The 13,529-nt window shown below is 36.7% G+C and carries 9 protein-coding genes; 8 read left to right on the forward strand and 1 reads right to left on the reverse strand.

The window, feature by feature from the left end; genetic code table 11:
- From F5ESL0261_RS09375 to F5ESL0261_RS09400, 6 genes are all read left to right on the forward strand, one after another.
- Window positions 1-1,134 (forward strand): MucBP domain-containing protein (locus F5ESL0261_RS09375; protein WP_199699952.1); only part of this gene is annotated, 1,134 nt, incomplete at its 5' end.
- A 172-nt stretch (window positions 1,135-1,306) separates the two neighbouring features.
- Window positions 1,307-3,043 (forward strand): BspA family leucine-rich repeat surface protein, encoded by a 1,737-nt coding sequence (locus tag F5ESL0261_RS09380; protein ID WP_122053040.1) that lies wholly within the window; start codon window positions 1,307-1,309, stop codon window positions 3,041-3,043.
- Window positions 3,044-3,240: 197 nt separating this feature from the next.
- Window positions 3,241-4,986, forward strand: a complete 1,746-nt coding sequence (locus F5ESL0261_RS09385; protein WP_122053041.1) for an SLAP domain-containing protein — start codon at window positions 3,241-3,243, stop codon at window positions 4,984-4,986.
- A gap of 332 nt (window positions 4,987-5,318) precedes the next feature.
- Entirely contained in the window at window positions 5,319-7,265 is a 1,947-nt protein-coding gene (locus F5ESL0261_RS09390; protein ID WP_158595220.1) for a MucBP domain-containing protein, read from the forward strand.
- Between the two features lie 106 nt (window positions 7,266-7,371).
- Window positions 7,372-8,445 (forward strand): P1 family peptidase, encoded by a 1,074-nt coding sequence (locus F5ESL0261_RS09395; protein WP_122053043.1) that lies wholly within the window; start codon window positions 7,372-7,374, stop codon window positions 8,443-8,445.
- 83 nt (window positions 8,446-8,528) lie between these two features.
- Complete coding sequence (locus F5ESL0261_RS09400) at window positions 8,529-10,145, forward strand: alpha-glucosidase (protein ID WP_122053044.1); 1,617 nt, start codon at window positions 8,529-8,531, stop codon at window positions 10,143-10,145.
- A gap of 164 nt (window positions 10,146-10,309) precedes the next feature.
- Here F5ESL0261_RS09400 and F5ESL0261_RS09405 read toward each other — a convergent pair whose 3' ends face one another.
- Complete coding sequence (locus tag F5ESL0261_RS09405; protein ID WP_122053045.1) at window positions 10,310-10,822, reverse strand: O-acetyl-ADP-ribose deacetylase; 513 nt, start codon at window positions 10,820-10,822, stop codon at window positions 10,310-10,312.
- Between the two features lie 421 nt (window positions 10,823-11,243).
- Here F5ESL0261_RS09405 and F5ESL0261_RS09410 point away from each other — a divergent pair, with 421 nt between their 5' ends.
- Both F5ESL0261_RS09410 and F5ESL0261_RS09415 read left to right on the forward strand, forming a co-directional pair.
- On the forward strand, window positions 11,244-12,536 hold the full coding sequence (locus F5ESL0261_RS09410) for a gluconate:proton symporter (RefSeq protein WP_122053046.1): 1,293 nt from the start codon (window positions 11,244-11,246) through the stop codon (window positions 12,534-12,536).
- A gap of 54 nt (window positions 12,537-12,590) precedes the next feature.
- Entirely contained in the window at window positions 12,591-13,478 is an 888-nt protein-coding gene (locus F5ESL0261_RS09415; protein ID WP_158595222.1) for a dihydrodipicolinate synthase family protein, read from the forward strand.
- Window positions 13,479-13,529 lie beyond the last annotated feature (51 nt).

Below are 13,529 nucleotides of genomic sequence, written 5' to 3' on the forward strand. Positions count from 1 at the left end.
TATGACAGTCAGGATCAGACGGTTGTCTTCGTCTATGCCAAGCTTCAAGGCCAAGTCCTTATCTCCTATCAGGACGAAGGCAGTAAAGACCTGCCTGATGCCAGCGGCAAGACTTCCGATCGCGGCATTGTTGAGTATGGCGAGCAAGGCAAGAAGTTCACTGCCCCTGAGATTGCCGGCTACAAGCTGAGCTACATCCTTGTCAACGGTAAGAAGGTGACCGGCACTGATACTGCCAGCCTGGATTATGACAGTCAGGATCAGACGGTTGTCTTCGTCTATGCCAAGCTTCAAGGCCAAGTCCTTATCTCCTATCAGGACGAAGGCAGTAAAGACCTGCCTGATGCCAGCGGCAAGACTTCCGATCGCGGCATTGTTGAGTATGGCGAGCAAGGCAAGAAGTTCACTGCCCCTGAGATTGCCGGCTACAAGCTGAGCTACATCCTTGTCAACGGTAAGAAGGTGACCGGCACTGATACTGCCAGCCTGGACTATAACAGCAAGGATCAAACTGTTGTCTTTGTTTACGAAAAAGACAAAAAGCCTGAAGCAGATAAACTCAAAGATACTGTTATTCCAAATTATCGCCAAAAAGCTGCACCAGTTACTGTAAAATATCAAGACGAATTCGGTAATACTTTAGCTGAAAGCATAGTTTTAAATGGTTACGTTGGCGATGGCTATACAACTGGTTCCGAACCTGTTTTAGGCTATACTTTAAAAACTAGACCAGATAATGCCACAGGCTTCTTTAGTGCTTATCCACAAAACGTAATTTACGTATATGCCAAAGACAATCAGGATAGTCCCCAAACTAATGACGGTGATACGGGTAAGGATAAAACTAATAAAACTGATAAAACTGGAAAGTCCAATAAAGTAACAGAAACCGGAAACCATAAGCGTAATAATAGCAGTAAAAATAATGATAGTTCCGGTAATTTAATTAACACTGACAACCATAATGGTCAAACTGCTACCAAGGTAGCAAACAATAATAATGCAAAAAAGGATGAAAAAATACCACAAACCGGATCTGATGAACATTCACAATTGGCTGCTTTGTTACTTGGTTTTATGGCAACTATTAGCAGCACAGCAGGTGCTTGGTTTAATCGGAAAAAGAAAGAATAACTAAAATCAATACTAATTGCAAAAATGCTTCGTGAAGTATATATCGCTTTTCGAAGTATTTTTTATGTAAGCATTGACTTATTTATATATTAAAAAATGTTTATTTGATCTGTAATTTATATCCTAATATACTATTTAGGAATACTTTTATATTAGTAGTATAGGAAAAATTATGAATAAACAAAAAACATTATATAGCAGTATGGCAGTCGCAACATTGGGACTGTTTTGTATCAATTCCCAAGTTGTTCAAGCGGATAAATTACCGGAAAAGCAGGTAACTAACAGCATTTTGACTAAGAAAGATGTTAATCCTAAATCTAATTCCACTTTAGTTTCTGCCGATTATCTGAGTAATAAATCTAATTCTGAAATTGACAATTCCGCGATTAAAAGTGAATGGAACAACTTGGAAGTTAGTTACAATAACCATGTTTTAACAATTCACAGTGGTACTGTTACAAATCCCAAAAGAATAGCTGGTAACATTAAAAGTGTTGACACAAGCGACATTACGAAAATAAAACTAGATGGTAAATTAACAATTAATGGTTCGGCACTTGAGCTATTTAGTGAGCTTAATAATTTAGTATCAATTGAAAATCTCAACCAGCTTGACACGACTAATGTAACTGACATGTCATATATGTTCGCTGGTTGCCTTAAGTTACAAAACATCAATGTAGCTAGATTCAACACTACAAATGTGACCACCATGCGAGCAATGTTTGCTACTTGTGATAATTTAACCAACTTGGATTTATCAAATTTTGACAGTAGCAAGGTAGTAGATATGTCATATATGTTTGCTTCCAGCAGGCAACTAGCAAACATAACTTTCTCCAGCAAGTTCAATACGAGTATTGTCACCAATATGTCCAACATGTTTTATGACTGCCAAAGCCTTAGTGGTCTTGATTTAGCCAATTTTAAGACATCAAAAGTTGCCAATATGCAGGCAATGTTTGCGTATTGCTCAAAACTAACTAATTTGAATTTGTCAAGCTTTGATACGAGCAGAGTTTATAATATGCAAAAAATGTTTACAGGTGACAAAAATCTCAAAAACCTTGATATTAGCAAATTTACTATATCTAATGGTGTTAATACAGGTGATATGTTATCTGATTTAGCCAGTCTCAACACTTTAAAACTCGGTTCTAATACAATTATTAAAAATACAGGATTAAATACACCAGTCACATGGTTATATAATGGCGAAAAGTTCTCATCAGCTGAGCTAATTGCACAATACGATGGTTCAAAACCTGGTACTTATACTGCTATTTCAACCACAAATCCCGGTCCTAAGCCTGTTGATCCGACACCTGTTATGCCTGATCCTAAACCAAAGCCAACTCCGATTAAACCCAACTTGTCCTCTTCATCTGTCACTGTTCATTATCAAGACGAAAATGGCAACGAAATTGCTCCAAACAAAATTATCACTGGATATATAGGTGACGGATATGTCACTCCTGCTATAACTGCTGGTGGCTACCTTTTGAAGATTAGACCAAACAATGCTGTTGGTTTCTTTACCAAAAATCCACAAGATGTTGTTTACGTTTATACCAAGGCATCAGAAAATGAAATTAATCAAGCAGATGCCCCAGCTAATACAACACCTACTGATAAAAACAGGCAAAATTATACTCCTGAATCTAACCTGAATCCTGAAGTAACAGATGATAATTCCTCTGCTAAAATTACACCATCATTAAAATCAACCAACCTTCCTAATAATGAAAATGGCGTTAAAACTGTAGCTGCTACTGATAAGCAAAATATTAAAACTTTACCGCAAACTAGTTTTGATGAAAAAAGTCGAATAGTTGCCTTATTTTTCGGTAGCTTAGCTATATTCATCAGTTCAATTGGAACTTGGTTTAATCACAAAAAAGATTAATTTAGACTTAATTACATCTAATATTTACTGTGAATAAGCTTATTTTATGAATGATGGGCAAATTTTATTTACTTGTAGTATGCAAAAATATTAAATCTATATGAAAATACCTATCAAAGTATTGAATTGGTCAAAATATATGTATATACTTAATTACGGTATAATGAAATTTAGATGGTACAAATGGAGGAAAAAATATGAGTAAGCATAACAATTTTTATCATAAAGGTAAAAAGGTACTATTCACTAGTATGGCAGTTGCTGCGTTAAGCGTAATTGCAGTTAATCCTGTTGCAGCTAAGGCTGCCGAAGCACAGAAAGAGCAACCTGTTAAGTCGGCTAACACAAAGCCGACAGTACCACCAGTTAATTCTGGTGATAACGCTGGCGAAAATGATTCACACAGTCTATGGGCTTCAAGTTGGACTAAGGGCATTTATCGTTATGACGAAAAGACTAAGACTTTTACTATTAGACTAGGTAAAGAAAATAAATTTAACAATCATTATGCAGGTGATCAAGAACCACCTATCAATCCCGCCCGAATAGCTTGGAATATTGATGATGTTAACACAGATGAAATTGAAACCATTAACATTGACGGTCCTGTTATTTTCGAAGGAGATGCCAGTTTATTATTTGCTAATTTACCAAACTTGAAGAAAATTAAGGGATTAAACAACCTTAATACAAAAGAAGTTACTAGCATGAAAGAAATGTTTGCCAATGATCCTAAATTAACTTCAATAGACCTGTCAAACTTTAACACTTCTAACGTAACTGACATGATGGGTATGTTCTTTGGCGATGAAGCATTAAGTACTTTAAATGTATCCAACTTTAAGACAGATTCAGTAGAAGACATGTCTTATATGTTTAGTGATGATTCAAGTTTAACCAAAATTGATGGCTTGGAAAAATTCAACACCGAAAAAGTTACTAAGATGTGGGAAATGTTTAAGGGTGATAAAGCTTTGACATCCCTAGACATTAGTAGTTTTAAGATGCTTGAAAATAACGAAACCATTAAAGATGACGTTTCTGACACTAACAATACCGACGATAATAAAGGTACTGCAAACCCATCTCATCAAACATATACCATTGATCAAGATATGTTATCAGGCATGGACAACTTAAGTGATATTACACTTGGTGCAGGTAATATCATTAACAATTCAGGACTCCGTGGTTCAGTAGAAGAGAGTCTATGGGATGGAAAGACTACCTGGTTCTTAAATGATAGTAAAGACAAAGGATTAAGTTCAGTAGAACTTATGCAGAAATTTGACGGTAAAAATGATGTTACTAAATATGCTGGTGAATACACTACCACCAAGCCTGCTCCAACTACACCAAACACACCTTCAACCCCAAGCACACCAAGCACCCCTTCAACTCCAAGTACTCCAACTACACCAAGCACACCGACTACTCCAAGTAATACTACTAACACAGGTAACACCAACACAAATACTACGACTGATAAGCAAGACACTAATAAGACCGATACTAACAAGCCAGACACTAACAAGCCTGCTGCTGACAACAAGAAGCCAGCTAAGAAGGCCAAGAAAGGTGTTAAGAGAGTAGTTACCCACAACGCTTATATCTTTAACCAAAAAGGCAAGCGTGTAAAAGCTGAATACTTCGTTGGTAAAACTATTACTACTTATGGTACTAAGACCATTAACGGCAAGAAGTTCTATGCTTTAGGCAAGAACCGTTTCGTTAAGGCTAATAATGTTACTGGTATCAACCGTAAATTAAAGCACAATGCCTTTATTTACACTAAGAAAGCCAATAACAAAGTTAAACGTTATGGTCGTGATGTTCTGAAGAAGAACAAGTCAGTTAGAACTTACGGTGGTGCTGTTAAGATGCACAATAAGTTATATTACATCGTAGGCAAGAACCAATTTGTCAAGAAAGCTAACTTTTAAAGATTAAGAGATTTACTCTATAAATGAAAAGAACTCAACTAGCAGTTAAAAATGCTAATTGAGTTCTTTTTCTATGCTCAAAAATTAATAAATTACTTCTAAATTATGTGTCTATATTACTACCTAGTGCCATATCTTCCAGCAAATAACCAAATTTAATTTATAAGTCAAAAACAGTTTTTAGGTGAGCTAATTATTTATTCTTGCCAAACAAGGTGAAATGTATAAATAGTGTTATTAAGTTTAATGAATTGTATAATAAGGGAAATAAGGTATAAGAAAAATATTAATCATGTATATGTTTATTTTATAATCAAGGAATGAATAGCAAAATGAGCCAGAAAAAGAAACCTATGCGAACAAAAACAGCAACAATGTTTTTTAGTGTTGCTACAGCAATTTTAAGTTCACTAACTGTTAGCTCTATAACAGTTAAAGCAGATCCATCTCTGCCCTCTCCTGCACAAATCAAGAATAAACAAACTAATAATACCAATTATGCTAATTCTAAGTTAAGGAGTAAAAAGCAACCAAACTCTCAAAGACAACTTCAGCCAAAAATTGCAGAGTCGACTCCTCCAAGTGCTACTAAATTTAAATGGGGCAATCTTGATGTCAGTTATAGCAACCATGTAATTACCGTCCCCAGTGGCTGTGTAGGTCAACCGGACTCTTTAGCTCACATTAACGGTATTAATAGTGATGATATCCAAGAAGTTAAATTTACCGGTCAACTAAAGATTGGCTCAGCTTCTGAAATGTTTAAAGACTTAACTAATTTAACTAAAATCACTGGTTTGGAAAATCTGGATACATCTGCTACCAGTGATATGCGGTACATGTTTGCGAATTGCCAAAATTTAACCAGCATAGATGGCATTGATAATTTGCAGACCACCAAAGTTACTAACATGTCTTTTATGTTTGCGGGCTGCAGTAAATTAGCTAGTCTGGATCTATCAAGTTTTAATACTGCTAATACTAGTTATGTAGAGAGCATGTTTCAGGATTGTGAAAATTTGCAGAACATTAAGTTTTCACCTGATTTCACAATTGCCAAGGTGGACGATATAAGTCGCATGTTCAGTGGATGTTCAAGTTTAACTGCTTTAGATCTCAGTATGTTTAATACTAGCCAAGTTAAAAAAATGATTTGGACTTTTAAGGATTGCTCCAGCTTAACCAAGTTGGATTTATCATCCTTTGACACTTCTAACGTAATTGATATGAATGGAATGTTTAATAATTGTAGTAACTTAAAAGAACTTGATCTCAGGAGTTTTATCATAGACCCTAATATTGATAAAGGTTATATGTTAGATGGACTTACTAAATTAAACACACTTAAACTAGGTAAAAATACATATATTAATGATACACATCTTAACACTTCAGGAACTTGGGTCAATATCGGCAATGGAAAAGAAGATGCACCACAGGCAAACAATAAATATCTGTCTGAAGACTTAATTACCCATGCTCACGACATTCTTGGTGACACTTATATTCGACCAGGTAATCCTATTACTGTTTCTTACTTGAATACTAATAAAAGAGCACTTGCAACTGAAATTAGTTTGAAGGGCAAAATTGGCACTAATTATAATGTGACGGCAAAAACAATTCCGGGTTATATCGTAAAGGAAATCCCAGATAATGCCACTGGGGTTTTCACCGATCAGCCGCAGAACGTCGAATTTATTTATTCTGTTGACCCCGAATCTACCTCTACCACCACACCAATTAAAGCTGCAGATGTTACAGTCTCTTATCAAGATGAAAACGGCAATCAAATTGCACCTGAAACCATATTACAGGGTAATGTGGGTGATGGCTACACCACTGGTGCTAAGGCGATACCGGGTTATACCTTAAAAGTCAGGCCTGAAAATGCCACCAGCTTTTTTGGCACTGCACCGCAAAGCGTAACTTATTTTTATGCTCGAAATAATGCTATCCCTGAAGAAAATGACCAAAATAGTCCAACAAATTCATCCAGTAATAACCCTAGCCAAAAAGGGGCTTCACAAACTAATGAGTCCCAAAATAAGCACAGGCTCAACAAGAATGGTGTTACTGAGAACTATACTATTTTCAAATCCTCTGACAGTGATTCTGACTCCACTAATCCAGTACTTATCACCAACAATGGCCAAGAAGAAGAGTTGCCACAAACTGGCACTAATGAACGTTCACAAATAATCGAGCTGCTGTTAGGCTTTTTGTCGGTAATTTGCAGCCTGCTTGCCAGCTGCTTTAGTAAAAATAAAAAAGGGTGATTGCAAATTCAAAAATTCCGTCATAATTGACGGAATTTTTTGTCTTGCATAAAAATAAACGAACCGTTTTAATAAGAGAAGAAATTTTTTAAAAAAAGGAGTAAAAATGGGACTTAACAAACCACTTTTATTTGCGCTTAGCGATACTAAGCCTGGACCAAAAAACTTAATTACAGATGTTGCGGGCATTACCGTTGGCCACAAGACGGTTGTCACTGACAGACTCAGGACTGGCGTCACTGTGATCAACCCCTGCCCAGACAATATCTTTCGTGAAAAAATGCCGGCAGCTGCACACGTTATCAACGGCTTTGGCAAAAGCACAGGACTCATTCAAGTTAACGAGCTGGGTACAATTGAAACACCACTGGTTTTAACCAATACTCTCAACGTGGGTACCGCATCAATGGCTTTAGTCAAAAGAATGCTGGCTGAAAATCCTGAAATTGGTCTGTCAACTGGCAGCGTCAATCCGATCATCATGGAGTGCAATGACAGTTCGATTAACCATATTCGCGATTTAGGTGTCACCGAAGACGATGTTAACGATGCTTTTGCAGCTGCTAGTGCAGATTTCGCTGAAGGCGGAGTTGGCGGTGGCACAGGAATGCGCTGCTATGAACTTAAGGGCGGTATTGGCTCGGCTTCAAGACAAGTCGAAATTGACGGCAAAACCTTCACAATGGGTGCGCTAGTCATGTCCAATTTTGGTCTTAGTGCTGATTTGAACATTTATGGTCATGCTATTGGTAAAAAATTTTTGGATAACAAGGACAGTAAGGAAAAAGGCAGTATTATCACAGTAATTGCTACTGACATTCCGTTTAACTCCAGACAATTAAAACGCATTGCCAAGCGTTCCGGTATCGGCATCACTCGCAGTGGCTCATTTAGCGGCAACGGTAGTGGCGAGATTACTCTAGCTTTCTCTACTGCTAACCGGGTAAGTCATTTCCCTGAACACGAGTTGAGTACAATCCAGGCAATTACTGATGACAAAATTGACCGCTACTTTAGGATTACGGTAGACATTGTGCACGAAGCCATTCTGAGTTCTTTGGCTCATGCCCAAACTACACCCGATCGTGACGGCAAGCCCATGTTATGCTTAAAAGATGCTTTATTGCAACTGGGCGATGATAAAGAAGCGCTGCAGCTAATTGCGGACTTAGGACTTTAATCAGATACCGGTAACATTAATTTATCCTATCTTGCAGTGTTATAATTAACTGATAATGTGAGCGATTGCAAAGGAGAATTAAGATGACACCATGGTGGAAAAATGCAGTAATTTATCAGATCTATCCCAAGTCTTTCCAAGATAGCAACGGTGACGGTATTGGTGACCTGCCCGGCATTATAAGTCGCTTAGACTATTTGCAAAAATTGGGAATAGATGCAATTTGGCTTTCACCAATTTATAAATCTCCTGGCGTCGATAATGGGTATGATATTGCCGATTATAAAGCAATCGATCCGCAATATGGCAGCATGCAAGATATGGACAGGCTGATTAGTGAAGCTAAAAAACGCGATATTCGAATCATCATGGATTTAGTCGTTAATCATACTTCTGATCAACATGAGTGGTTTATTGAAGCACGCAAAAGTAAAGATAATCCTTACCGAGACTATTACATCTGGCGTGATCCTGTTGCCGGTCATGAACCTAATGATCTAAAATCTGATTTTTCAGGTTCTGCCTGGCAATTTGATGATAAAACGAGCCAGTATTACTTACACTTTTTTGCCCCGCAACAACCAGATTTGAACTGGCAAAACCCACAATTACGGCACAAAATATATGACATGATGAACTTCTGGCTTGATAAAGGCATTGGCGGCTTTCGCATGGACGTGATTGAACTAATTGGTAAAGATCCGGATCGAAAAATTCGCGAAAATGGTCCCCAGCTTCATCATTATATTCAGGAAATGAACCAAGCTGTTTTAGCTAACCGCGATGTAGTAACTGTTGGTGAGACCTGGAGTGCTGATCTCGATAGTGCCCGTAAATATTCTGATCCTGACCGGCATGAGCTCTCTATGATTTTTCAGTTTGAAGATCAAAACATTGATAAACAGCCGGGAAAGACAAAATGGGATCTTAAACCTTTTAAAGCCAGCGATCTTAAAAAGGTTTTAGTTAAATGGCAAACACAAATTGATTATAATCATGGCTGGAATAGTTTGTTCTGGGAAAATCATGATCTTCCCAGTGTCATTTCTCGTTGGGGCAATGATAATAAATACAGGGTACAATCTGCCAAAATGTTTGCCATTGCCTTACATTTAATGCGAGGTACTCCTTATATTTATAATGGTGAAGAAATTGGCATGACAAACTGTCCAGTCAAGGATATCTCTGAAGTTGAAGACCTTGAAAGTGTCAATATGTATAATGAGCGAATCAAGCAAGATTATACCAAAGACGAACTTATCAGGTCAATCAATGCTAAAGGGCGCGACAATGCCCGCAGACCCATGCAGTGGTCAGCGTCTTTTGCTGCTGGCTTTACTACTGGAACTCCTTGGCTGGCGCTTAATCCCAACTATCAAGATATTAACGTTCAAACGGCTTTAGCTGACCCACAATCAATTTTTTATACCTATCAAAAACTCATTAAATTACGTCATGAAAGCGAAATTATCGTTAATGGCAGCTTCACTCCTGTTTCTGCCAGTCCTAACGTCTTGGCATATTACCGTGAACTTGCTGGCGAGCGCTGGTTAGTCGTTGCTAATTTGACAGGCAATGAAGAACGATTTTCTGCACCTGATAAAATTGACCAGGTTTTAATTAGTAACTATCAGGCACCCAAAACACTTGATAATATTAAATTAAGACCATATGAAGCCTTTGCTGTGGTCGTAAAATAAGAACCAACCGTATTTACGTGAAAAATACCCCCAAATTTGTTCTAAATTTGGGGGTATTATTGTGGCTGAATCATCAAAATAAGATTTAACAATTAAAGGGATAGTTCGATGTCAGGAAGATTAATTTCCGAAAAGCAATTGAAAGCAACTTTTTTAATTTTTACTCAAGCATATTTTTTTACTTCTGTTCGGTATAACTCTGCCGTTTTGGCATCAAAGGCACACATAATAACTTTCATTTGATAATCAGAATGCTCCGTAAGCCAATTTTGCACGGCAGTAAAAGCAATATGTGCAGCAGCTGCAGCCGGAAAGCCGTAAGCTCCTGTAGAAATTGCTGGGAACGCGATACTATGTAAGCCATGGCTTTTGGCTAAATTTAGGGAGTTGATATAGCAACTTGTTAATAACTTATTATCTTCTGCAGACCCTGAATAAATTGGTCCCACAGTATGAATTACAAACTTAGCAGGTAACTTGTACCCCTTAGTAATTTTAGCCTGACCTGTTTCACAGCCATGAAGCTGTCTGCACTCGGCCAGCAGCTGCGGTCCAGCTGCCCGGTGTATTGCCCCATCAACGCCCAGACCACCTAACAATGTCTTATTGGCAGCATTAACAATTGCATCTACCGTTAATTTGGTTATGTCCCCCTGAACAATTTTGATATTTTCCATAAACTGAGCCTCTTTTTTATTTTATTTTAAACCCAAAAAGATTTTTTGCTCAAAAAGTTATCTGTAAACTCTCTCTTATAATTAAATATTTTTAGTCAAAGTCTCAATGTTAAGTAATTCTACATCATAAAAACTCTTTATTTTGTCAATAAAATTTTAAAATTATTTCAATTCAAGTAATGTTTTAAGGCACACGTTTATGCGATCAGTAAAAAACTTTTTAAAAAGTATTGCTTTTTTATTCTCAAAGTATCAGAATTAGATATAGGTAAACGCTTACCTAAAAATGAATATATTTGTTGCAAATAAAAAAAGATAGATGAAATTTCAAAATTCTTATCCAAATTACTTATTCAGTTAATTTATAGTTTTCTACTATCAAATTTAGATTTGTTTTTAAGCTAATTAAGGAAGAAAAATTATGGTTTCATATATAATTCCAATTTTACTATTAATCAGCTTTTTCCTTTTTATTTATTTCATACTAAAGGGCGGCAATTTAACAATTGGTTTATTTGTGATGGCTATTTTGTGGGCTATCATTGGACTTGTTCCCTTTAACACAGCTATCAAGAAAATATTCACTGAACCAGTCCTTGGTTATGGACCAACAATTATTTATATCATATTTGGTTCATGGTTTGGCCGAGTGCTAGTCGAAAGTGGAATAGCTTCTTCTATTTCTGAAGAGACAAATAGGATTGGTAAAAAGAAGCCTTTATTATCGGCAATTTTAGTTTTATTGGTTACTTCGTTTATTTTTATCAGTGCATACGGCGTTGGCTCAGTTATAGCTATTGGGGTAATTTTATTACCGATTATGCTATCAGTAGGTATTCCGCGTGACCTAGCTTTAACGACATTTTGCTTAGCCATCGGTGCGCCAATGTACATTAACGTGGTTTTATTTAATCAAATAAAGCCTTTCTTTCCATCCGTTACCTATGATGACAAGTATCTGAAATTTGCTTGGATAGCAGCGATTATCCAACTGGCGTTCGTAATACTTCTGCTAGTCCTAAATCGTAAAAAGATAGACCCTGCAAAAGCACAGGAAAATCTTGCAGTTATCGGTGCCCAAATTGATAACAGTGATCAGAAACCCCAAATTTCAAAGATTGCCTACATAGTACCAATTATCCCTGTAGCAATGAATATGCTTTTTAAGTGGGACGCTGTACCGTCACTCACTTTAGCTGCACTGTTAGCCATGCTCTTAACTAAAAAAATGAACAACTATAAGAAATTAGTGGATTTCATTAATGATACTGTTAAAAAAGCTATATCCGATATTGCTGGTTTAATCATGTTCTTAATGGCACTGACAATGTTTACAGGAGCCGCCAAAATTGACGCAGTTCATTTTAAGCCCCTGTTCAGTGCAATTTTACCTCATGGTCATTTAATATTAGCAATTATATTTGGAATATTAGCTCCGTTAGCACTATTTAGAGGTCCTCTACACGTTTGGGGAGCTGGTGCGGCTACTGCTGCAGTTCTTTCAGGTACCCATTTATTCAGTGATTATTTCTTACTACCACTGTTACTGATTCCAAGTTTACTTGCAGTGTCTACTGACGTTACACAGTCTTGGAACATTTGGGGACTTGATTATATGAAGGTTGATACCAAGAGTTTCCTAAAATATGGGGTGCCAACAATGTGGATTGTGTCTATTATTAATGAAGTTGTGGCCTTCATGTTTTTCGGCTAAATATTAGTTAAATTTGGAAATTAAAATTATTATATAGAAATGGAGAACATAAAGATGAAGAAAGAATATATTTGCCCTATTTTGACCATATTAAAAGATGAAAATACTGTAGATTTTGATGCTATGCATAAGCTGTATGACCGCTTAATTAAAGATGGAATTTCAGAAATTGCTCTTTTAGGCAGTTGTGGAGAATTCTATGCTCAAACCTTTGAAGTTTGCCAATCTTTAGTAGAAGATGCAATTAAGTATATTGACCACCGGACTAAAGTTTTAGTCGGTGCCAACCGTATGGACGATCAATTAACTATTAAATTTGCAAACAAAGCATTGGAACTTGGTGCAGATGGCATTTTGCTAGTAGGACCATATTACATGTCTTGTGATAGAGCAGGTATTATTACCTTCTATAATAAGATGGCTAAAGCTATTAAAGGCGATATTATAATCTATAATTATCCTGACAGAACTGGTTATGATGTTAACGCCGACATTCTCTTAACTTTATTAAAAGACAACTCCAATATTGTCGGAATTAAAGATACTGTTGGAGACGTTAACCACACTCTCAACACTATTAAAGTTGTAAATGCAAAATTCCCTGAATTTAGAGTTTATACTGGTTATGACGGTAATGTAATTGATGTAGTTAAAGCTGGCGGTCAAGGCGTAGTTGGCGGATTATCTAACCTTTACAGTCATGTTTGTGTTGACTTGTTAAGAAACTATGAGGCCGGTAATGATGAGCAAGTGGCAAAAGAGCAAAAGACAATTGCCGAGGCTTCTGAATTATTAAATATAGTTAACCCATTTATGACTTTATTCAAATATATCCTCGATCAAAGAGGAATTCCGAATAACGTTGTGGCTTTAACACCATCTTCTCCAATGTCAGATGAACAAAAGCAAAAAGCTTTAAGCATTTATGACAAGACAATATAAACTAGTTTATATATAACATACAAGGTTTGATTCTGATGCAACAGGTTAGAA

This window comes from Lactobacillus sp. ESL0261 (assembly GCF_003693025.1).
Lineage (GTDB): Bacteria > Bacillota > Bacilli > Lactobacillales > Lactobacillaceae > Lactobacillus > Lactobacillus kullabergensis.

Coding starts and splice junctions, on each gene's coding strand:
- F5ESL0261_RS09380 (WP_122053040.1), top strand. CDS start 1,307: ATGAATAAACAAAAAACATTATATAGCAGTATGGCAGTCGCAACATTG.
- F5ESL0261_RS09385 (WP_122053041.1), top strand. CDS start 3,241: ATGAGTAAGCATAACAATTTTTATCATAAAGGTAAAAAGGTACTATTC.
- F5ESL0261_RS09390 (WP_158595220.1), top strand. CDS start 5,319: ATGAGCCAGAAAAAGAAACCTATGCGAACAAAAACAGCAACAATGTTT.
- F5ESL0261_RS09395 (WP_122053043.1), top strand. CDS start 7,372: ATGGGACTTAACAAACCACTTTTATTTGCGCTTAGCGATACTAAGCCT.
- F5ESL0261_RS09400 (WP_122053044.1), top strand. CDS start 8,529: ATGACACCATGGTGGAAAAATGCAGTAATTTATCAGATCTATCCCAAG.
- F5ESL0261_RS09405 (WP_122053045.1), bottom strand. CDS start 10,822: ATGGAAAATATCAAAATTGTTCAGGGGGACATAACCAAATTAACGGTA.
- F5ESL0261_RS09410 (WP_122053046.1), top strand. CDS start 11,244: ATGGTTTCATATATAATTCCAATTTTACTATTAATCAGCTTTTTCCTT.
- F5ESL0261_RS09415 (WP_158595222.1), top strand. CDS start 12,591: ATGAAGAAAGAATATATTTGCCCTATTTTGACCATATTAAAAGATGAA.